Source organism: Delftia sp. DLF01 (assembly GCF_014852125.1).
Lineage (GTDB): Bacteria > Pseudomonadota > Gammaproteobacteria > Burkholderiales > Burkholderiaceae_C > Comamonas > Comamonas acidovorans.
Genome location: NZ_JACVAZ010000007.1, coordinates 236177 through 256119 on the forward strand (window position 1 = coordinate 236177; position 19943 = coordinate 256119).

At 67.9% G+C, this 19943-nt stretch carries 18 protein-coding genes; 9 read left to right on the plus strand and 9 right to left on the minus strand.

Annotation, left to right across the window (positions count from 1 at the left end; all coding sequences use genetic code 11):
* Position 1: 1 nt before the first annotated feature.
* The gene (gene ribBA, locus IB269_RS28320; protein ID WP_013803408.1) at positions 2-1123 is read right to left on the minus strand and encodes a bifunctional 3,4-dihydroxy-2-butanone-4-phosphate synthase/GTP cyclohydrolase II; all 1122 of its coding nucleotides are present in this window, start codon (positions 1121-1123) and stop codon (positions 2-4) included.
* 212 nt (positions 1124-1335) lie between these two features.
* Positions 1336-1650 (minus strand): 2Fe-2S iron-sulfur cluster-binding protein, encoded by a 315-nt coding sequence (locus tag IB269_RS28325; protein ID WP_016450460.1) that lies wholly within the window; start codon positions 1648-1650, stop codon positions 1336-1338.
* Between the two features lie 634 nt (positions 1651-2284).
* Between IB269_RS28325 and IB269_RS28330 the strand changes: the two genes are divergently transcribed.
* Both IB269_RS28330 and gshA read left to right on the plus strand, forming a co-directional pair.
* The gene (locus tag IB269_RS28330) at positions 2285-3193 is read left to right on the plus strand and encodes an SDR family NAD(P)-dependent oxidoreductase (protein WP_013803405.1); all 909 of its coding nucleotides are present in this window, start codon (positions 2285-2287) and stop codon (positions 3191-3193) included.
* A gap of 270 nt (positions 3194-3463) precedes the next feature.
* The gene (gene gshA, locus IB269_RS28335; protein ID WP_192368886.1) at positions 3464-4993 is read left to right on the plus strand and encodes a glutamate--cysteine ligase; all 1530 of its coding nucleotides are present in this window, start codon (positions 3464-3466) and stop codon (positions 4991-4993) included.
* A 7-nt stretch (positions 4994-5000) separates the two neighbouring features.
* Here the strand turns inward: gshA and IB269_RS28340 are convergent, their stop codons facing one another.
* Complete coding sequence (locus IB269_RS28340; protein ID WP_012204391.1) at positions 5001-5213, minus strand: oxidoreductase-like domain-containing protein; 213 nt, start codon at positions 5211-5213, stop codon at positions 5001-5003.
* A gap of 2 nt (positions 5214-5215) precedes the next feature.
* A complete protein-coding gene (locus IB269_RS28345; protein ID WP_043823769.1) occupies positions 5216-5458 on the minus strand; it encodes a hypothetical protein in 243 nt (80 codons plus the stop codon).
* 167 nt (positions 5459-5625) lie between these two features.
* Between IB269_RS28345 and ylqF the strand changes: the two genes are divergently transcribed.
* Together ylqF and IB269_RS28355 are read left to right on the plus strand one after the other, a co-directional pair.
* Positions 5626-6579: a ribosome biogenesis GTPase YlqF gene (gene ylqF, locus IB269_RS28350; protein WP_012204393.1), complete on the plus strand. Its 954-nt coding sequence runs from the start codon at positions 5626-5628 to the stop codon at positions 6577-6579.
* 136 nt (positions 6580-6715) lie between these two features.
* Positions 6716-9007 (plus strand): putative bifunctional diguanylate cyclase/phosphodiesterase, encoded by a 2292-nt coding sequence (locus tag IB269_RS28355; protein ID WP_063326740.1) that lies wholly within the window; start codon positions 6716-6718, stop codon positions 9005-9007.
* Between the two features lie 58 nt (positions 9008-9065).
* On the opposite strand, the gene IB269_RS28360 is transcribed toward IB269_RS28355, so the two are convergent.
* Positions 9066-10262, minus strand: coding sequence for a M20 aminoacylase family protein (locus IB269_RS28360; RefSeq protein WP_099752081.1), 1197 nt, complete (start codon positions 10260-10262; stop codon positions 9066-9068).
* A 243-nt stretch (positions 10263-10505) separates the two neighbouring features.
* Here IB269_RS28360 and IB269_RS28365 point away from each other — a divergent pair, with 243 nt between their 5' ends.
* A complete protein-coding gene (locus IB269_RS28365) occupies positions 10506-11498 on the plus strand; it encodes a DHH family phosphoesterase (RefSeq protein ID WP_043823772.1) in 993 nt (330 codons plus the stop codon).
* Here the strand turns inward: IB269_RS28365 and IB269_RS28370 are convergent.
* Positions 11438-12307 (minus strand): pseudouridine synthase, encoded by an 870-nt coding sequence (locus IB269_RS28370; protein ID WP_192368887.1) that lies wholly within the window; start codon positions 12305-12307, stop codon positions 11438-11440. The two genes, IB269_RS28365 and IB269_RS28370, sit on opposite strands and share 61 nt — an antisense overlap.
* Positions 12308-12539: 232 nt before the next feature.
* Between IB269_RS28370 and IB269_RS28375 the strand changes: the two genes are divergently transcribed.
* Positions 12540-13538, plus strand: a complete 999-nt coding sequence (locus IB269_RS28375; protein WP_192368888.1) for a diaminopimelate dehydrogenase — start codon at positions 12540-12542, stop codon at positions 13536-13538.
* On the opposite strand, the gene IB269_RS28380 is transcribed toward IB269_RS28375, so the two are convergent.
* Entirely contained in the window at positions 13535-14908 is a 1374-nt protein-coding gene (locus IB269_RS28380; RefSeq protein WP_192368889.1) for an MFS transporter, read from the minus strand. The two genes, IB269_RS28375 and IB269_RS28380, sit on opposite strands and share 4 nt — an antisense overlap.
* Before the next feature lie 90 nt (positions 14909-14998).
* On the opposite strand from IB269_RS28380, the gene IB269_RS28385 reads away from it, so the two are divergent.
* Both IB269_RS28385 and cls read left to right on the plus strand, forming a co-directional pair.
* Entirely contained in the window at positions 14999-15346 is a 348-nt protein-coding gene (locus tag IB269_RS28385; RefSeq protein WP_012204400.1) for a MoaF-related domain-containing protein, read from the plus strand.
* A 366-nt stretch (positions 15347-15712) separates the two neighbouring features.
* The gene (cls, locus tag IB269_RS28390) at positions 15713-17161 is read left to right on the plus strand and encodes a cardiolipin synthase (RefSeq protein WP_192368890.1); all 1449 of its coding nucleotides are present in this window, start codon (positions 15713-15715) and stop codon (positions 17159-17161) included.
* Between the two features lie 61 nt (positions 17162-17222).
* Here the strand turns inward: cls and IB269_RS28395 are convergent, their stop codons facing one another.
* A complete protein-coding gene (locus IB269_RS28395) occupies positions 17223-18065 on the minus strand; it encodes an META and DUF4377 domain-containing protein (RefSeq protein WP_013803395.1) in 843 nt (280 codons plus the stop codon).
* Between the two features lie 332 nt (positions 18066-18397).
* Here IB269_RS28395 and IB269_RS28400 point away from each other — a divergent pair, with 332 nt between their 5' ends.
* Entirely contained in the window at positions 18398-18976 is a 579-nt protein-coding gene (locus IB269_RS28400; RefSeq protein WP_013803394.1) for a DUF2242 domain-containing protein, read from the plus strand.
* 22 nt (positions 18977-18998) lie between these two features.
* Here IB269_RS28400 and IB269_RS28405 read toward each other — a convergent pair whose 3' ends face one another.
* Positions 18999-19871: a peptidoglycan DD-metalloendopeptidase family protein gene (locus IB269_RS28405; protein WP_192368891.1), complete on the minus strand. Its 873-nt coding sequence runs from the start codon at positions 19869-19871 to the stop codon at positions 18999-19001.
* Positions 19872-19943: the final 72 nt, after the last annotated feature.

A 19943-nucleotide genomic window follows, 5' to 3' on the forward strand; every position in this document is an offset into this window, starting at 1 on the left:
CTTATTCCTTGGGGATGTAGCCGCTGATTTCGAGGCCGTAGCCGGCCATGCTGGGCAGGCGGCGCGGCTGGCCCATGAGCTGCATGCGCTGCACGCCGCATTCGCGCAGGATCTGCGCGCCCACGCCATAGGTGCGCAGGTCCATGCGGCCGCGCTCGGGGGCCTGGGCGGCACGGGCGCTGCCGTCGAACTGGGCCATCAGCTGGTCGCCGGTTTCGCCGCAGTTGAGCAGCACGGCCACGCCGTGGCCCTGGCGGGCGATGTATTCGAGGCTGGAGTCCAGGCTCCAGGAGTGCAGGGTGCGGCCGGTCTCCAGCGCGTCCAGCACGGACAGCGGCTCATGCACGCGCACGGGCACGGGGGTGTCGGCTTCCCACTGGCCCTTGACCAGGGCCAGGTGCACGGATTGGCTGGGCAGGTCGCGGAAGGCATGGGCGATGAACTCGCCATGCGCCGTCTGCAGCGGGCGCGTGCCGACCTTGCTGAGCAGGGATTCGTTGCGGCTGCGGTACTGGATCAGGTCGGCAATGGTGCCGATCTTCAGGCCGTGCTCGGCAGCGAACAGCTGCAGGTCGGGCAGGCGGGCCATGGTGCCGTCGTCCTTCATGATCTCGCAGATCACGGCGGCGGGGCTGCAGCCGGCCAGGGCGGCGAAGTCGCAGCCGGCCTCGGTGTGGCCGGCGCGCATGAGAACGCCGCCGTCGACGGCCTGCAGCGGGAAGATATGGCCGGGCTGGACCAGATCCGTGGGCTTGGAGTCCTTGGCCACGGCGGCCTGCACGGTGCGCGCGCGGTCGGCGGCGGAGATGCCGGTGGTCACGCCCTCGGCCGCTTCGATGGAGACGGTGAAGGCCGTGCTGTACACGGTGCCGTTGCGCGCGGCCATGGGCGGCAGCTTCAGGTATTCGCAGCGCTCGCGCGTGAGCGTCAGGCAGATCAGGCCGCGGCCGAAGCGCGCCATGAAGTTGATCGCCTCGGGGGTGACATGGTCGGCGGCCAGCACCAGGTCGCCTTCGTTCTCGCGGTCTTCCTCATCGACGAGGATGACCATGCGGCCCGCGCGCATGTCGGCAATGATGTCTTCCACCGGCGAGATGGGCACGGGGGACGTGGAGTTGTTCATGGAGTGCCTTCTGGAGGAGCCGGGTCGTGCGGACGGGGCGCGGCACACGCGCCGGCTCCCTCGGCCTGGCAGGCGTCAGAAGTGGGCTTCCAAAGAACGTGTGGCGCGGCGCAGCCGCTGTCGGCAATCGGCATGACCCGGAATGACCTTGCGAAAGCGCACATTCTATTCCAGCGGCCATCGGCCGCAGGCGGCGCGGGCTTTGGCCGGATTCAGGGGCCGGGGTCCTGCAGCACCACATCGCCTTCGGGATAGGCGATGCAGGGCAGCACGCAGCCCTCGGCCCGTTCCTCGCGCGTCACGCCCGGCCATTCGATCTCGTAGCGCACGCTGCCCGAGACCAACTGCCCGATGCAGGTGCGGCAGGTGCCGTTGCGGCAGGAACTGGGCCAGTCCACGCCGCCTTGCTCCAGCGAATGCAACAGCGGCTGGTCGGCCCAGGCATCGACCTGCAGGCCGCTGGGCGTGAGGCGGGCGGTGAAGAAGGGCGGGGAAAAAGGGGAGGAGGCGGGGGAGTCCTGGCTCATGGGCGTCTGCTTTGGATGGGATCTGCCGAGCCTGCATTTGTATGCGATACGGAGCAGGTCGGCACAGGTCCGGAATTGCGCCGTTTGCCTGTTTTTTAATCAATCGCAGGGCTTGTATTTCAAATCAATGACTTAACCGCGAAATCAGGCCGTTGCAGCCGCTTGTCCACATGCTTGTCCAGTACGAATGGGGGTAAATGCGTACATGCGGGTTGTGCGGTGGATAAGCGGGACGCGGCCCGTAAATCCGGGGTCTTCTGCCTGTTTTTTAAGCGGATTGCATGTTTTCCTTTTGAATCAATGACTTGTGTGGCTTATCCCGCCCGCTATGAAAGTTGTTCACAAGATTGTTCAGGGAGAGACGGGATAAGTCGGGCAGACGACTTGTGGATTTGATTAAAAAATAGGCAAAAGAAAAAAATCCATTCAAAACAAACGCTTGGATCACCAGTCCCGCGCCAGCACATGGTTGTCCACAGGCTTGTCACGCAATGGTGGGGACAAGGCTGGCGGCCCTGCCGCAGTCGCTTGGGCAACCGGCATGAAGGCGGCGTCCGTCTACATTCCCGGGTGACCGGCGCCTAGCCATCCGGCGGGCGGAGCCGGCATCCAATGCAACAAAGGGAGCATCTCCATGGCGATTGAGTTTGAAGGCCGCGTGGCCATCGTGACGGGGGCCGGCGGCGGCCTGGGGCGTCTGCATGCGCTGGCGCTGGCGGCGCGCGGCGCCAAGGTGCTGGTCAATGATCTGGGCGGCGCGGTCGATGGCAGCGGCGGCTCGGCCACGGCGGCCCAGGCCGTGGTGGACGAGATCCGCGCGGCGGGCGGCCAGGCGCTGGCCAACGGCGCATCGGTCACCGATTTCGCGGCCGTGCAGGCCATGGTGCAGCAGGCCGTCGATGCCTGGGGCCGCGTGGACATCCTGGTCAACAACGCCGGCATCCTGCGCGACAAGAGCTTCGCCAAGATGGACATGGATGATTTCCGCCTGGTGGTGGAAGTGCACCTGATGGGCGCCGCGCATTGCTGCAAGGCCGTGTGGCCGCACATGCAGGCGCAGAACTACGGGCGCATCGTGATGACCACCTCGTCCACGGGCCTGTATGGCAACTTCGGCCAGGCCAACTATGGCGCGGCCAAGCTGGCCCAGGTCGGCCTCATGCAGACGCTGGCCATCGAAGGCGCCAAGCACGGCATCCATGTGAATGCGCTGGCGCCCACGGCGGCCACCCGCATGACCGAAGGCCTGATGCCCGAGGCCGTGCTGGCCGCCCTCAAGCCCGAGGCCGTGGTGCCCGCCATGCTGGTGCTGGCCCACGAAAGTGCGCCCACACGTACCACGCTGTGCGCAGGCGCGGGCGGCTTCGAGGCGGCCTTCATCACGCTGACCGAAGGCGTGTATCTGGGCCAGGGCGATCAGGTTCCGGAGCAACTGGCGGCGCAACTGGCCCAGGTGCTGGACCGCAGCGGCGAACAGGTGCCCGCCAGCGGCGCCGCGCAGGGCACGCTGGAGGTGGGCAAGGCCATGGCCGCTGCCCGTTGATGAAGCGGGGGCCGGCAAGTGATTTCACCGCTGGCCGGCCTGCCCTTGCCCGGCGTCAAGGCAGGGCCGGCCGTGAGGGCGGAACTCTGACATATTCCTTTCGCTCGCGGCGGTGTCATGCGGGGCAACAGGCCAAAACGCGTGGTTAAGCGGACAGGCGCCATCGCGTTTCCTGCCGTTTCTCTATCATTCGGCGTCCGGGTCGGGTCCGCCGGGAATCCTGGTGGTTTCCGTGTGGGCCGGTGCCCATCAACGAATCGGTAAACAAGAATGAAAACATCGCAGGCATCCATGGCGGTTCCCGATCCCCAGCGGCTCAAGGGCATACGCCGTGGCATAGAAAAGGAGGGCCTGCGCGTGCTGCCTTCCGGCAGCCTGGCGCTGACGCCGCATCCCCTGGCACTGGGCTCGGCGCTCACGCATCCGCACATCACCACCGACTACAGCGAATCGCAGATCGAGCTGATCACGGGCGCGCGCCTGGGCGTGCAGGAATGCCTGGACGAGCTGGTGCAGATCCACCAGTTCGTGCTGCGCAGCCTGCGCGATGCGGGCGGCGAGATGCTGTGGTCGTCCAGCATGCCCTGCCAGCTGCCCACGGACGAGACGATTCCGCTGGCGCGCTATGGCTCCTCGCATTCGGGCCGCTCCAAGAGCGTGTACCGCATGGGCCTGGGCCATCGCTATGGCCGGCGCATGCAGACCATCTCGGGCATCCACTACAACTGGTCGCTGCCCGGCGTGGCCAGCGAGCAGTATTTCTCGCTGATCCGCAATTTCCGGCGCCATGCCTTCGTGCTGCTGTATCTGTACGGCGCATCGCCCGCGCTGTGTCCCTGTTTCGTCGAGGGGCGCGAGCATGGCCTGAAGCCGCTGGGCAATACGGGCCAGGCGCTGTACCTGCCCCATGCCACCTCGCTGCGCATGGGCCGCCTGGGCTACCAGAGCGATGCGCAGGCCAGCATCAACGTCAGCTACAACGGCCTGGAAGGCTATGCGAATTCGCTGCATGAGGCGCTGACCCATCCCTACCCGGCCTACGAGATGCTGGGCGTGCGCAATCCGGGCGGCGACTACAACCAGCTGGGCACGGGTCTGCTGCAGATCGAGAACGAGTTCTACGGCACCATCCGCCCCAAGCGCACCGTCAGCCGTGGCGAGCGCCCGCTGCATGCCCTGCGCGAGCGCGGCGTGGAGTATGTGGAAGTGCGCCTGATGGACCTCGATCCCTTCGAGGATGTGGGCATTGCCGCCCCCACCATGCGCATGCTGGACGTGTTCCTGCTGCACTGCCTGAATGCCGACAGCCCGCCCGATACGCCGGCCGAGATCGCCGAACTCAAGCACAACCAGCACCTGACCGCCGAGCGTGGCCGCGAGCCCGGCCTGCAGCTGGTGCGCGCGGGCCGCGAGGTGCCGCTGCGCGACTGGGCCCATGAAGTGCTGGACCAGTGCCGCCCCTATGCCCAGGCGCTGGACAGCACGCACGGCACGCAGGATTACAGTGCCGCGCTGGCCCAGGCGCTGGAACGCCTGGAGCATCCGGAGCGCACGCCGTCGGCCCATGTGCTGGGCGAGCTGACGGGCGAGTACGGCAACAGCTTCTCGCGCTTCACGCTGGCCTGTTCCGAGCAGGCCCGCGATTCGCTGCTGGCCCTGCCCTGGAGCCAGGCGCAGCAGCAGCGCTTCGAGCAATGGTCGGCGCAGTCCGTGCAGGACCAGCGCGACATCGAGGCCGCAGACACGCTGTCCTTCGAGGAATGGCGCCTGCGCTACATGTCGCCCGAGAACCTGCGCTGACCGTGCCTCAGCCAGGTCCGCCGCTCAGGGCCTGGCCTGCATCCTCGCACCAGAACAGCACGGCGTCGTAGAAGCCTTCCCAGACGCAGCCGTTGCAGCCGCGGCCGCAGCAACTGGTGGGCTGGGGCGGCGCCGGGCGCAGTGCAATGCCTGCAGCCTGGGCGCGCTGCTGCCAAAGCCCGATCTGCGACAGCGCCTGCTCCAGCGGGCCCTGCACCATGCTCAGCGCCGCGCCTTGCTGCGGCGCACCACAAACAGCACGATGAAGGCCGTGCCCAGCAGCAGGGCGAACCAGCCGACCAGGTACGACTGGGCCATCATCTGCACGATGCCCCCGGGTGCCATGAACTGCGGCGCCAGCAGAATCACCAGGCCGATCACGGCGCAGGTCACTCCCTTGATCAACAGTTCGATGTCGGCCTTGCGCGAGGCGGAGCGGGAAGAGGGGGTATCGGGCAAGGACATAGGCAGTGGGGCGGGGCGTAAAAGCGGGGGACAATTGCGGCTTTCGCAAGAAAGAATGAAGCCTGCGGTTTGCGCTGGGGCGCAGCGCGCTGTTCCATCCTGTCTGCGCAAGCCATGAATTATCCTTGCGCCCCTGCCAGTTCCCCCGTTTCCCAGAAAGTAATCCCATGGCCATACAGTGGTTCCCCGGTCACATGAATCTCACGCGCAAGGTGATCACCGAGCGCGTCAAGGAAATCGATGTGGTCATCGAAGTGCTGGATGCGCGCCTGCCGGGGTCGAGCAGCAACCCGCTGCTGCAGGAGCTGACGGGCCACAAGCCGCGCCTGCAGGTGCTCAACAAGCAGGACCTGGCCGATGCCGCGCGCACGCCGCTGTGGCTGGACTGGTACAACGCCCAGAGCGACACGCGCGCCATTGCGCTGGACGCTTCCGAGCCCGCGCCCACGCGCCGGCTGATCGAGGCCTGCAAGCTGCTGGCCCCCAACCGTGGCGGCATGGCCAAGCCCATGCGCGTGCTGATCTGCGGCATTCCCAACGTGGGCAAGTCCACGCTGATCAACTCCATGAGTGGCAAGCGGCAGGCCAAGACGGGGGACGAGGCCGGCATCACCAAGCTGGAGCAGCGCATCGTGCTGGCCGACGATTTCTACCTCTGGGACACGCCCGGCATGCTGTGGCCGCGCATCATCGTCGAGCAAAGCGGCTACAACCTGGCCGCCAGCGGCGCCGTGGGCCGCAACGCCTATGACGAGGAACTGGTGGCGCTGGAGCTGCTGGGCTATCTGCAGAAGAACTACGCGGACCTGCTGGAGGCGCGCTACAAGCTGGGCCTGGACAACGAACGCATTGCAGCCCTGCATGACGACGAACTGCTGGACGCCATCGGCCGGCGCCGCGGCGCCATGATGAGCGGCGGACGTGTCAATCTGCAAAAAGCTGCCGAGCTGGTGCTCACGGATTTCCGCGGAGCAATCCTGGGCCGCATCACGCTGGAGACGCCCGACGAATACGCGCAGTGGCTGGCCGTGGGCCAGGAACGCGATGCCGAGCGCCAGGCGCGCAAGGACGCCAGCAAGGCGCGCAAGCGCCCCCCGCGCGAGCGCAAAAGCGCGCCCTGAGGCACCGCCGGCCGGCGCCGGCATACCCCGTTTGGTGCAAGAGGGCGTCCGACCGGGGCGGTGGCACAACCACCACAGCCGCAGGCGGCGCCGACCGCTAGCATGTTGAGTGTTCTTTCTCTGTTGGGGCTTTTTCATGCGGCGTCATCGAGTCGAGGCGGAAATCCATTTGTCCCTGCGCCGGGTCGTTCTGGTCGGCAGCCTATGGATCACCAGCCTCACCGTGCTCCTGGCCATGGCGCTTCTGACGCAGGACCCCGTTCCCTGGCCCAGCGTGCGGCTGAACCTGGTTGCCGCCGGCGTGAGCTTCGGCGCCGTGCTGCTGGGCTGGCGCCGGCACTGGAAGCTGGCCTCCAATCTTCTGGTCTGGGGCACCTGGGTGGCAGCCGTGACCGTGGTGGCTGCCACGGGCGGCGTGCAAAGCAGCTCGGTGCTGGCCTTTCCGGCCTTGCTCGTCATGTGCGCCTGGGTGCTGGGCGTGCGCACCACGCTGGCCATGCTGGTGCTGTCCGTGCTGGCCATGGCCGCGTTCTGGGTGGCGGGCCGCGAGGGGGTTGACTGGATAGGCCAGCGCGAGACCTCGCCCGTGTTCTCCATGCTGTACTTCGTGGGCATGCTGGGGCTGACGGGCACGGTCACGCTGATGGCAAGGCGCAGCCTGATCCGCCGTGCCCAGGAACTGCAGGACACGCTGGGCTCGCTGGAGCAGCACCAGGACGATCTGCGCAAGTTCTACCGCGCCGTGGAGCAGAACCCCGAGAGCATCGTCATCACCGACGTGCACCAGAACATCGTCTACGTGAACGAGGCCTTTTTGCAGCGCACCGGCTTTGCGCGCAACGAGGTCCTGGGCCAGCCCACGCACCGCTACTCCACCATGGGCCTGGACGCGCCGGCCTGGGAAGAGGCCTTGCACCAGCTGGGCCGGGGCGCGCTGTGGCGCGGCCAGATGACCAACCGCACACGCCAGGGCGAGGACCTGCCCGAGGCCGTGCTGGTGGCGCCCATACGCGCCTCGGACGGCAGCATCGTCAACTATGTGGAGCTCAAGCAGGACCTGTCCGAGCGCATGCGCGCAGAACGCCAGATCCATGCACTGGCGCATTTCGACGCGCTCACCGGCCTGCCCAACCGCCTGTCGCTGACCCAGCGCCTGCGCGCGCTGGCGCGCGAATTCCGCGAGGGCGGCAAGGGCGGCGAGCCGCGCCACGGCCTGCTGCTGCTGGACATGGACCGCTTCACGGCCTTCAACGATGTGCGCGGCACGGTGCGTGGCGATGCGCTGCTGGGCGCGCTGGCGCTGCGCCTGGCCGATGCCCTGCCCGACGGCGTGCTGCTGGCCCGCATGGGCGCCGACGAATTTGCCGTGCTGCTGGAGAAGGCCGGCCAGGAGGCGGCCGAGGTCGATCAGCACATGCGCGCCCTGGCCCAGGTGCTGCAGGACGCGCTGGAGCGCCCGCTGTGGCTGGAGGAAACCGGCGAGGAAGTGCAGGCCAGCTGCAGTATTGGCGCGGCCAGCTTTGCCGCCTCGCGAACCGACAGCGGTGGCCATGACGTGCTGCGCCGCGCGGGCGTGGCCCTGCACCAGGCCAAGCAGGCCGGGCTGGGCCAGGTCGTCATCTTCCAGCCCGACATGGCCGAGGCCGTGGGCAAGCGCTTTCGCATCGAAAAGGACTTGCGCCGCGCCATTCCTGCCGGCGAGCTGCAGCCCTATCTGCAGTCCCAGGTGGACCACATGGGGCGCTGTGTGGGCGCCGAGGTGCTGGTGCGCTGGAACCATCCGCGCCTGGGCATGGTCGAGCCCGGTGATTTCATTCCCGTGGCCGAGGAATCGGACCTGATCGTGCAACTGGGCGACTGGATGCTGGAGCAGGCCTGCCGCATGCTGGTGCGGCCCGAGTTCGTGCAGCAGGGCTGGCGGCTGTCGGTCAACGTCAGCTGGCGGCAGTTCCGCCAGCCCGACGTGGTGGACAAGCTCAAGCGCACCCTGGCCGCAACCGGGGCCGACCCGCGCCGCCTCACGCTGGAGGTCACCGAAAGCGTGGTCATGCGCGATGTGGACGAGGCGCGCGAGCGCATGGCCGAGCTGCAGCTGCTGGGCGTGGAAATGGGGCTGGACGACTTCGGCACCGGTTATTCATCGCTGGCCTATCTGCAGCGGCTGCCGTTCCGTGAACTCAAGATCGACAAGTCCTTTGTGCAGGACTGCCATACCTCGCCGGGCAATGCCGCCATGGTCGAGGCGATCCTGCTGCTGGCCAGACGCCTGCGCCTGCGCGTGGTGGCCGAAGGAGTGGAGACCGAAGAGCAGGCCGGCACGCTGCGGGCCTGGAACCAGGACGTGCTGTTCCAGGGCTACCACTACGGCCGGCCCCTGCCGGCGGTCGAGTGGGTGGACCTGCAACTGGGGGCGCCTGCCGGCGTGTGAAAGCCGGCGCAAGGGCCTGCGTGTGAGGGCAGGCCCAAGAGCCTGCGTGTGACGGCGTTCAGGTCCTGGACTGTTCCAGCCAGCGGCGCGCCAGCAGGTCCCAGAAGCGTGCGCCGCGCCCCAGGTTGTCGTCATTGAAGTCGTAGCCGGGGTTGTGCAGGCCCACGCCGGGCTCGCCCGTGGCGGGGCCGTTGCCTATCCAGCCATAGGCGCCGGGCACGGCCTCCAGCATGAAGCCGAAGTCCTCGGCCGTCATGGCCGGCAGGATGTCGGCGTGGGTGCGGTCCGCGCCGACCGCTTCGCGCATTACCTCGGCCATGAAGCGGGCCTCGTGCGCGTGGTTGGTGGTGTTGGGATAGCCGGGCTTGAGAATGAACTCGGCGCGGCACAGATGGGCCGCTGCCACATGCTCGCTGATGCGCTGCATGCCTTCGATGAACATCTGCTGCGTCTCGGTCCTGAGGGCGCGCACCGTGCCGAAGATGCTGGCCTCGTCGGGAATGATGTTCTCCACCGTGCCGCTGGTGATCTTGCCCACGGTGAGCACGGCGCTGTCCAGCGGATCGGTGCTGCGCGACACCAGGGTCTGCAACTGGCCGACGATGGCGCAGGCCACGGGAATCGGGTCCAGCGTGGTGTGGGGCATGGCTGCGTGGCCGCCCTTGCCGTGCACGCGGATCTCGAAGCGCAGCGTGGAGGCCATGATGGGCCCCACGCGCACCGCCATCTCGCCGGCGGGCAGGGCAGGCCAGTTGTGCAGCGCGAACACGGCCTCGCAGGGGAAGCGGTCGAACAGGCCGTCCTCCATCATGGCCTTGGCGCCTGCGCCGCCCTCCTCGGCGGGCTGGAAGATCAGGTGCACCGATCCATCGAAATCCGGCTGCTGCGCCAGCAGCGTGGCCGCGCCCAGCAGCATGGTCGTGTGTCCGTCATGGCCGCAGGCATGCATGCAGCCCGGGTTCTGGCTGGCGTGGCCGAAGGCGTTGAGCTCCGTCACCGGCAGCGCATCCATGTCGGCTCGTATGCCGATGCTGCGGCCCGGGTTGGCGGCGCTGCGCCCCCGGCCGTGGATGCTTGCCACCACGCCGGTCCTGCCCAGCCCGCGGTGCACCTGCAGTCCCAGCGCCATCAGGTAGGCCGCCACCTTGTCGCCGGTGCGGTGCTCCTCGTAGCGCAACTCGGGGTTGGCATGCAGGTCGTGGCGGAACTTCAGCAGGGAGCCGAGGTGGGGGGTGATGTCGGGTGTGGATCGCATACAGGGGCCGCGGCGGCCTGCACGCCCGGCGGGTCCGCAGGCGGTCGCAGCAATTCAATGACAAGGCGGACATGATAGGTCCTGGGGTTCGCCTGCGGCGCCTGCCGGGGAGATAGGCCTTGTGCTGCCCAGGCTTTGCGCTACGTCGCTTGCGAGCAGCCCGCGCATGCCCGGCTGCCCAGGGTGCCCGGGCGCTGGAGCAAGTGCAGGGGAATGGCGCCAGGACCGACAATCGCCTCCATCATGAAAAACACCATCCTGCCCCTGCAATTGTTCGTGCGCCCTGAGCATGACGATCCCCAGCCCCTGATCCTCTACCATGGCCGCCGCTGCCCGGACGGCTACGGCGCGGCGCTGGCGGCCTGGCTGTACTACGGCGGGCAGGCCGAATTCCGGGGCCTGGACCATGGCGAGATCCAGAAGGCCGACGACCTGGGCGAGCTGGCCGGCCGCGCCGTCTACGTGCTGGACTTCGCCTTCGAGCCCGAGCTCATGGCCGAGATCGAGTCGCGCGTTTCCAAGCTCGTGGTGCTGGACCACCACAAGAGCGCTGCCGAAAAGCTGAGCGGCTACCAGTGCCGCTGCGGCGTCGTGCACTTCGACATGAACAAGTCCGGCGCGCGCCTGGCCTGGGAGTTCTTCCAGGCCGACAAGCCCGTGCCCGGCCTGATCCGCTTCATCGAGGACCGCGACATCTGGAAGTGGGAATTCGCCGAGAGCGCGGGCTTTCTCGCGGCGCTGGACATGGAGCCGCGCAGCTTCGAGCGCTGGGCCGAGATCGCGGCCTTCACGCCCGAGCAGGAAGCCGCCTTCATGGCGCGCGGCGGCGCCATGGACGAGAAATTCCAGAAGCTGTGCGCCGACATTTCCGAGGCGGCCCAGCCCCTGGTCTTCAACGGCATGCAAGGGCTGATGGTCAACTGCCCCGGCATGTTCCACAGCCAGGTCGGCGACCTGCTGGCACGCCAGAGCGGCAGCTTCGCGCTGATGTGGCATGCCAGCACCAAGGGCGTGAAGATCGGCCTGCGCTCGCGCTCGGAGTTCAACTGCATACCGCTGGCCGAGAGCTTTGGCGGCGGTGGTCACGCCCAGGCCTGCGGCTTCAAGATGGGCAACGAGCGCCTGGTGGAGCTGCTGTCTGGCGTGCTCAAGGCCGATGCCTCGGCCGACTACGCCTACGTGGCAGCGCCGCTGATGGAGCAGCCTGAAACGGGCGCGCCTGCCGAAGCTGTCTGATCCGGCCGTGCCGTCGCCGGCAGGCCCGCACAGGCCTGCCAGCCGGGCCGGGCGCACAGCGCGCGCCAGTGCTGCACATCGGCCACATGGCCCAGTTGCTGCCAGTCGGCCTCGAAGCGCAGCGGCTCGCCCGTCATCGGGTGCGCCAGCTCCAGTGCATGGGCATGCAGCCACAGCCGCTGCAGGCCCAGCCGCTCGGCCCACCAGCGGTTCAGCGGTCCCTTGCCATGCGTGGCATCGCCAATGATGGGATGGGCCACATGCTTGAGATGGCGGCGTATCTGGTGGCGCCGGCCCGTGGCGGGCAGGGCCTCGACCAGTGAAATCCGTGTGGCCGCGTGGCGCGGGTCAAAGGCCTCGGGCCACTCCAGGCGCGCCAGGCAGCGCAGCGAAGTCTGTGCGTGCTGGGCTGGCGCGTCCTCGGGCGCATCGTCGGGCCTGAGCGCGTGGTCCACCTCCACCGCATCCGGCAGCCAGCCCCGCACCAGCGCCAGGTATTGCTTGCGCACTTCCTGCCCGGCAAAGGCCTGGCCCAGCCGCTGGGCGGCCTGGGCATGCAAGGCCATGACCAGCACGCCGCAGGTGCCCTTGTCCAGGCGGTGCGCGGGGTACACATGGCAGCCCAATTGGTCGCGCAGGGTCTGCAGCACAAAGCGCGTCTCGTGCGCGTCCAGTCCCGTGCGGTGCACCAGCCAGCCTGCGGGCTTGTAGACCGCCACCAGATGCTCGTCGCGCCAGAGGATGTGCAGCGGCGCGTCGTCGGGCTCTGGCGGCTGGGCCAGGGAGGGGATGGATGAAGGCTGGAACATGAGGGCGTGAGTGTAGGCGCTGTCCGCCCACCGCCATGCGGGCCCCCGCGCACTACCTTTGCGCACTACCCCCGTGCACTACCCCCGTGCACTACCCCCGTGCAGGGCAACGCAGTGCTGCCTGCCATTGCACGACTGGCGGCGTGATGGCGATGCAAGATCGCGCCTGGTTCTGCGCCGCCGCGTGAACCGGAGTTTCTGAACCCCTCTCAAACGCAACGCACCACACCGCATGGACCATCGCAGCACCGCTCCCATCCGCATCGCCATCGTCGGCCACGGCAACCTGGGCCGTGGCGTGGAGGCGGCCATTGCCCGCAACCCCGACATGGTGCTGGCCGGCATCTACACCCGCCGTGATCCGGCCCGGCTGCGTCCGCTGCAGCCCGGCACGCCCGTGCACGGCATGGACAGCCTGCTGGCCCATCGCGCCGGCATCGACGTGCTGGTGCTGTGCGGCGGCTCCAAGGACGACCTGCCGCAGCAGACGCCCGCGCTGGCCATGCATTTCAGCCTGGTGGACAGCTTCGACACCCATGCGCGCATTCCCGAGCATTTCGACCGGGTGGATGCCGCCGCCCGCGCAGCCTGCACCACGGCGCTGATCTCGGCGGGCTGGGACCCGGGCATGTTCTCCCTGCAACGCCTCATGGGCGAGGCCCTGCTGCCCGATGGCGCCACCTACACCTTCTGGGGCAAGGGCCTGAGCCAGGGGCACTCGGACGCCATCCGCCGCATTCCCGGCGTGGCCGGGGGCGTGCAGTACACCATTCCCGTGGACGAGGCCGTGCAGCGCGTGCGCAGCGGCGTGCGGCCCGAACTGTCTGCGCGCGAGCGCCACCGGCGCGAGTGCTTTGTGGTGCTGGAGCAGGGGGCCGATGCCGATGGCGTGCGCCAGGCCATCGTCGGCATGCCGCATTACTTTGACGAATACGACACCACGGTGCATTTCATCAGCGCCGAGGAACTTGCCCGTGACCATGCGGCCATGCCGCATGGCGGATTCGTCATCCGCAGCGGCCGCAGCTCGCAGGGGCTGCACCACTCCATCGAATACCGCCTGCAGCTGGACAGCAATCCGGAATTCACGGCCAGCGTGCTCGTGGCCTATGCGCGCGCCGTGCACAGGCTGCAGCAGTCGGGGCAGACGGGCTGCAAGACCGTGTTTGACGTGGCGCCCGGCCTGCTGTCGCCCAGGAGCGCGCAGCAGCTGCGGGCCGAGCTGCTTTAGCCCTGGCCCACGCGGGCCGCGTCTTCCAGCCGGTCCACATCACGCAGCGGCTTGAACAGGGTCATCCAGCTGCCGACCACGCCCAGCGTGCACAGGCTGCCCACCACGGCAGCCGGCACGGCGCCCAGCCAAGCGGCGCTGGTGCCGGCGCGGAACTCGCCCAGTTCGTTGGACGAGCCGATGAACAGCATGTTCACCGCGTTCACGCGCCCGCGCATGGAGTCGGGCGTGGAAAACTGCACCAGGGCCGAGCGGATGTACACGCTCACCATGTCGGCCGCGCCGGCCAGCATCAGGGCGGCCATGGACAGCCAGAACCAGTGCGACAGCGCAAACACCAGGTTGGCCACGCCGAAGATGGCCACGGCGGCGAACATCACGCGGCCCACATGGCGCTGGATGGGACGGGCCGACAGCCACAGGCCCATGGCCACCTCGCCCACGGTCATGGACGAGCGCAGCAGGCCCAGGCCTTCGGGGCCGACCTTGAGCACCTCGTGCGCATACACGGGCAGCAGGGCCACCACGCCGCCCAGCAGCACGGCGAACAGGTCCAGCGAAATCGTGCCCAGGATGATGGGGCGCGTGCGGATGAAATGGATGCCTTCGCCAAAGCGCTGCCACAGCGAGCCGCCCGCCGGCGCCATGGCCCCGGCAAAGCGCACGGGCACCGTGCCCAGCAGCAGCACGGCCAGCACCAGGGAGACGCCGCAGACCGCATAGGTCAGCACGGCGCCGCCCCAGGCGTAGAGCACTCCGCCCAGCACAGGCGCCGCAATGGCGGCCGTGCGCATCAGCATGCTGTTGGTGGCCAGCGCCTGGGCCAGCTGCTCGCGCGGCACGATCTGCGGCAGCAGGCTTTGCAGGGCTGGCCCCGTGAAGGCGCGGCTGCAGCCGAACAGCACCAGCACGGCATAGATCCAGTGCACATCGTGCGCGGCCGCGCCCTCGTGCCAGGACAGCCACAGCAGCAGCAGGGAGCACAGGGCAGCCACGGTCCAGCTGCCAGACAGCAGGCGCTTGCGGCTCATGCGGTCGCTGAGGTCGCCTGCCGGAATCAGCAGCGCCAGCATGGGCATGAACTGGGCCAGTCCCACGTAGGCCAGGGACATGGGGTCGCGCGTCAGGTCATACACCTGCCAGGCCACGACCACCGCCTGCATCTGCTGGGCGAACATGGACAGCATGCGCGCCATGACGAAAGGGACGAAGGCGCTGCTGCGCAGGCCGGCAGCGGGGCTGTCGGCCGATGAGGGGGGAAGCGGGGAGGAGGGCAAGATCGGATATCCGTGGAGGAGCACGCGCAGTATCTGCGAAATGCCGGCGCCTTGCTGGCCGTTGTGCCCGCTCCACGCTGCCGACGAAGGCATGCGGTCTGCTCCCACAAACACCCGCGGCGCGGCGCGAGAATATGCCATCACGGGTCAGGCCAGAACCCCGCATCAGAGGAGCAACACACCATGTCCATGTTGTCCATGCAATACGCCGGCACCTTGATCGGGCGCGAAGCGGTCATCGACTTCCCCGACAGCAAGGCTGATGTGCGGTACACGCCGCAAGGCCAGATGGTCTGGCATGTGGTCGATTCCCTGGGCCATGTATCCGATGGCTGCGAACGGCTCAGCTACCTGCAGGTCAGCGACAGCCTGCACTTCCTCAACTGGATCGAGAAAACGGGCTTCACCGTCAGCCAGGTCATCGACACGGCCCAGGGCACGGTGCAGGCCTTCTGGTCGTTTGCCGACCCGGCCAGCGAGGGCGGGCACCGCTCCTCCATGTTCGTCGAAGGCCGTTTCCGCTTCCGTTGAGGCGTCCGCCTGCACGGCGCAGCCCGGCCGCGTGAAACATTGCGGCATCTGCGCGATCTGCCTGTTTTTTCAGCGCCTGCGGCAAACCCATGGCTGGCGCGGCAATGCAGGGTTGTCCCGAAGCTTGTCCACAGGCAGGCCCACAGTCGCTGGGCATAACCGTCACGCTGCGGTCATTTTCGTCATCCAGCGGAAAAGTTCCTGGAATGTGGGTGTGCACTATCGTTGAATCCAAGGATCGGTGGGTGCATGGAATTCCGGTTCATTGCCTGAGGCGACGCCGGCCGCGCGCAGATCCAGGTTTGCCGCCGTGAAACATCCCTTCCGCCCAATCCCGTCCGCGGGGCCCCCGGCTATGCTGGCTGCATGACCTGGCTGTTTCTTGCATTGCATCTGCTGCTCATTGCAGGCTTTGGCCTGCGCATCCTGCTGCGCGACGATGTGCGGCCCGACGTGCGCATGGGCTGGCTCACCGTCATCGTGCTGCTCCCCTATGCGAGCTGCGCGCTGTACTACCTGTTTGGCGAGGTGACGCTGCGCCGCCGAGGCCGGGCCCGGTACCGCAAGGTGCAGGACTTTGCGCCCGGCGCCCCGGTCACGGGCAGCGGCGTGCCGGTGGTGGGCATCGCGCCGCAATGGCAGGCGGCCTTTGGCTATGCGGCCTCCATCAACCGCTTTCCCGTACAGCCGGGCCATGCCGCGCAGCTCATGGCCGATGGTGCCCAGGCCCGCGCCCGCATGCTGGCCGACATGGAGGCCGCCCGTCACGAGATCAACGTGCTCTACTACATCTGGCTGGCTGATGACACGGGAACGGCCGTGGCCCAGGCGCTGGTGCGCGCGGCCCGGCGTGGCGTGGTCTGCCGCGCCATGGTGGACGGGCTGGGCTCGCGGGCGCTGCTGCGCTCCGACCTCTGGCAGCAGATGGCGCAGGCCGGCGTGCACCTGGCCGTGGCCCTGCCGGCCAGCCACCCGTTCAGGGTGATGTTCACCAGCCGGCTGGACCTGCGCAACCACCGCAAGATCACTGTGATCGATGGTGCCATCACATACTGCGGCAGCCAGAACTGCGCGGACGAGGCCTTCGCCGTCAAAGCCCGCTACGCGCCCTGGGTCGATATCATGCTGCGCCTGCAAGGCCCGGTGGTGGCGCAGATGCAGCAGGTCTTTGCCAGCGACTGGGCGCAGGCGCGCAGCGCAGACCATGGACTGTCCATGCCCCTGGCCGCCCAACCCGAAGCGGGGCCGGCCGACATGCCCGCCGAAGGATTTGCCGCCGTCGTCATTGCCGAAGGCCCGGCCGAGCGGCCGCGCTCCACCTCGCAGCTGGTGTCCACCCTGCTGGCCAGTGCGCGGCGCGAAGTGGTGATCTCCACGCCCTATTTCATCCCCGATGCCACCGTGCTGGAGGCCCTGTGCGCCGCCGCCTGGCGCGGCGTGCAGGTCACGCTCATCCTGCCCGCGCGCAACGATTCCTGGATCGTGGGCGCGGCCAGCCGCAGCACCTACCGCTACCTGCTGCGGGCCGGCGTCATCCTCCATGAATTCCGCCCCGGCCTGCTGCATGCCAAGACCCTGTGCGTGGACGGGCAGGTGGCCCTTGTAGGCTCCACCAACCTGGACCTGCGCAGCTTCGACCTGAACTTCGAGAACAACGTACTGCTTCAGGACGAGGCCGTGACCCGCGCCATCCGCCAGCGCCAGGCCGACTACATCCGCCAGTCCGACCGCATCACGGCCGCCCAGGTCCACGCCTGGCACTGGGGCCGCCGCATCTGGAACAACCTGCTGGCAATGCTGAGCCCGGTGCTGTGAGCCTGCAAAGAAAAAGGCCTGCGCGATGCAGGCCTTCAGGGCTGTTGGGAGGCAGGCGCGCTCAGCGGCCCACGCGCTCGCTCTCGACCACCATGTCCAGCACATAGGCGTAGGCCGATGCGTCGGCGGGCACGTTCTGGCGCTTGTAGCGCTGGATGCGCAGCACGTTGCGGATGCCGGGTTCGTGCTTGTAGCCCTCGATCTCGCTGTAGAAGTTCTCCCACTCGCCGGTGGAGGTCTTCACGCCGTTGTCGCCGTAGCGGATCTCGCGCACGCGCAGGCACTGGAAGTCCTTGATCAGCGGGTGATTGCAGGCCGTGCGCTGGGGTGCCACTTCCAGGAAGATGCGCTCGCCGGCGCTGCCGTACTGGGTCTGGGCCGTGGGCGAGCCGTCGAACTGCCAGCGCGTGCCATCGATGAAGGTGAGCGTCAGGCGCGCAGGCTGCTTGCCTTCGCCCAGTTGCACGGACCATTGCTTGGCCGTGGGCAGGATGCGGGCCACCTTTTGCTCCAGCGCCATCAGTTGGTCGTCATCGCAGGCCATCAGCGTGCTGGCGGCGCGTTGGGTGGCGATGCGGTTGCCTTCGGTGCGGTAGCCCGTGGTCACCACGTTGCACAGGTTCTTGACGGCCAGGCGCTGGTCGGCGAATTCCAGTTGCAGGGGCCGCTTGCGCGAGGCGGCGGTCAGGAACCAGCTCTGGTCCTCGGTGCCCTGGGGCGTGAAGGCCTGGCGAAGATTCCAGTGGTAGGCGGTCAGCGATTGGGCATCACCGGGTGGGCCGGCAGGGGCCGACGCCTGGGTCTTGGCGCCTTCTTCGGCATTGCCACCCTTGTCGATATGGCTGCAGGCGCCGAGCCCCATGGTGACGATCACGGGCAGGCACCAGGTCCAGCTTGGCTTCATGTTGAATTCCTTGGTTGATGGGTACGGAGACAGGCTCAGGCGCGGCGGGCTGGTGGCAGCCCTGGCGCGGCATGTGCCGCGCCGGCCCTGGCCGAACCGGGGCACCATAACGCAGATGCGCGGCGGCGCCTGTCAGAACGGGGCGCTATTCACATTCCTTTGCATCTATTTGATGCAGGCGGAAAAAACGGATTGCTGCAAAGTTGCGGGCCGATGCGTTGCGCTCAGGTGAGAATAGGCGGCCAGCCGCCATGCCATCCGCAGGCTGCGGCGCCGGAGCAAGGAGCAGGTTCGTGTATCGACGTTGGAGTGCAGCAAACAGGGTGCGTGGCATGCGCTACGCGGGAGCTTTGGCCATCATTGCAATGCTTGCGGGCTGCGGCTCGACCATTCCCCAGCATGTGCCCGTGCAGGAGAGCTTCGGCTCCACCGAGACCTTCTCGCGCATGTTCGATGCCTCGCCGGCCCAGACCTGCGAGGCCGCGCGCCGCGCGCTGCTGAGCCAGGGCTACATCGCCATGGCGCGCACGGCCGAACTCATAGAGGGCAGCAAGAGCTTCCAGCCCGACCCCGAACTGAACCTGCAGATGAACATCCGCGTGGTCTGCGTGCCCGAGACGGCCGATGGCCAGGTCAGCATCGGCTTTGTCACGGCGCTGCAGGACCGCTATACCTTGAAGAAGAGCGCCAACTCGGCCAGCCTGGGCGTGGGTGCGCTGGGGTCGGTGTCGCTGCCGTTCTCCTCGGGCAGCGACTCCATGGTCAAGGTGGGCAGCGAGACGATTGCCAAGAGCGGTTTCTACGACAGCTTCTTCGAGCTGGTGTCGCGCTACCTGGCGCAGGACCGCGAGTCCATCGCCGTGCCCACGCCCGTGGCGCCGCAGAACACCATTCCCTCGGCCAACCACTGACGCCTGCGGGCGCCGGCCCGGTTCACGCCGCCAGGAACAGCGCGGGGTCCACCATGGTGCGGTTGAGCATCACGCCCCAGTGCAGGTGCGGGCCGGTGACACGGCCCGTGGCGCCTACCTTGCAGAAGGCATCTCCCGTGTCCAGCTGATCGCCCAGCTTGCACTGCACGCTGCTCAGATGGCAGTACATGCTCAGCAGGCCGCCGCCGTGGTCCAGCCACACGGTGCCGCCGTTGAAGAAATAGTCGCCCACATCCACCACCTTGCCCGGCAGCGGCGCGACGACGTTGGTGCCTGTGGCTGCCGCGATGTCCATGCCGCTGTGCGGATTGCGCGGCTGGCCGTTGAACACGCGGCGCAGGCCGAAGCTGCTGCTGCGGCGGCCCGGAACGGGCTGGCGCATGCGCAGGTCGCCAGGGCGTGCGGGAGGCTCGGTGAACAGCGCCATGATGGTCTGCTGGTGGGCGCGTTCACGCTGGTATCGGGCATCGTCCTCGGGTGACAGGTCCACGGTCTTGGGCGAGACCTTCAGGCGCTGCTCGGTGTATTTCTTGTCGCGCACTTCGTAGGGCAGGGTGCGCGGTGTGCCTTCGCCCTTCACCGTCACGCCATGCGTGCCGGGCGCCACCGACAGCGCAATGCCGACCACGGCCGTCCATTCGATCATGTCGCCCACCACCAGTACGGGCACGTCGCCGGCCAGCACCTGGGGCCGCTGGGCCGATGGCCCCAGCGACAGGCGGGCCACGCCACCGGGCACGCGGCTGTCATGCGGCCAAGGGGATTCCCCGGAGGCCGCAGCGGCCCAGGCCGGGACCATCAGGCCGGCGCCCGAGGCGCACAGGGATTGCACAAACAGTCGGCGGGAGCGGGAATTCGTCGTCGGTATCTGCATGAGGGAAGCGGGGGGGCTGTGGTCGAGCGCCCCATTGTCCGCCATGCCAGCGCGCCAGCTTGCCAACGCCTC

Excerpts from the sequence above, each read along its gene's own strand:
- ribBA (WP_013803408.1), bottom strand. The coding sequence starts at position 1,123 with ATGAACAACTCCACGTCCCCCGTGCCCATCTCGCCGGTGGAAGACATC.
- IB269_RS28325 (WP_016450460.1), bottom strand. The coding sequence starts at position 1,650 with ATGAGCCAGGACTCCCCCGCCTCCTCCCCTTTTTCCCCGCCCTTCTTC.
- IB269_RS28330 (WP_013803405.1), top strand. The coding sequence starts at position 2,285 with ATGGCGATTGAGTTTGAAGGCCGCGTGGCCATCGTGACGGGGGCCGGC.
- gshA (WP_192368886.1), top strand. The coding sequence starts at position 3,464 with ATGAAAACATCGCAGGCATCCATGGCGGTTCCCGATCCCCAGCGGCTC.
- IB269_RS28340 (WP_012204391.1), bottom strand. The coding sequence starts at position 5,213 with ATGGTGCAGGGCCCGCTGGAGCAGGCGCTGTCGCAGATCGGGCTTTGG.
- IB269_RS28345 (WP_043823769.1), bottom strand. The coding sequence starts at position 5,458 with ATGTCCTTGCCCGATACCCCCTCTTCCCGCTCCGCCTCGCGCAAGGCC.
- ylqF (WP_012204393.1), top strand. The coding sequence starts at position 5,626 with ATGGCCATACAGTGGTTCCCCGGTCACATGAATCTCACGCGCAAGGTG.
- IB269_RS28355 (WP_063326740.1), top strand. The coding sequence starts at position 6,716 with ATGCGGCGTCATCGAGTCGAGGCGGAAATCCATTTGTCCCTGCGCCGG.
- IB269_RS28360 (WP_099752081.1), bottom strand. The coding sequence starts at position 10,262 with ATGCGATCCACACCCGACATCACCCCCCACCTCGGCTCCCTGCTGAAG.
- IB269_RS28365 (WP_043823772.1), top strand. The coding sequence starts at position 10,506 with ATGAAAAACACCATCCTGCCCCTGCAATTGTTCGTGCGCCCTGAGCAT.
- IB269_RS28370 (WP_192368887.1), bottom strand. The coding sequence starts at position 12,307 with ATGTTCCAGCCTTCATCCATCCCCTCCCTGGCCCAGCCGCCAGAGCCC.
- IB269_RS28375 (WP_192368888.1), top strand. The coding sequence starts at position 12,540 with ATGGACCATCGCAGCACCGCTCCCATCCGCATCGCCATCGTCGGCCAC.
- IB269_RS28380 (WP_192368889.1), bottom strand. The coding sequence starts at position 14,908 with ATGCCTTCGTCGGCAGCGTGGAGCGGGCACAACGGCCAGCAAGGCGCC.
- IB269_RS28385 (WP_012204400.1), top strand. The coding sequence starts at position 14,999 with ATGTCCATGTTGTCCATGCAATACGCCGGCACCTTGATCGGGCGCGAA.
- cls (WP_192368890.1), top strand. The coding sequence starts at position 15,713 with ATGACCTGGCTGTTTCTTGCATTGCATCTGCTGCTCATTGCAGGCTTT.
- IB269_RS28395 (WP_013803395.1), bottom strand. The coding sequence starts at position 18,065 with ATGAAGCCAAGCTGGACCTGGTGCCTGCCCGTGATCGTCACCATGGGG.
- IB269_RS28400 (WP_013803394.1), top strand. The coding sequence starts at position 18,398 with ATGCGCTACGCGGGAGCTTTGGCCATCATTGCAATGCTTGCGGGCTGC.
- IB269_RS28405 (WP_192368891.1), bottom strand. The coding sequence starts at position 19,871 with ATGCAGATACCGACGACGAATTCCCGCTCCCGCCGACTGTTTGTGCAA.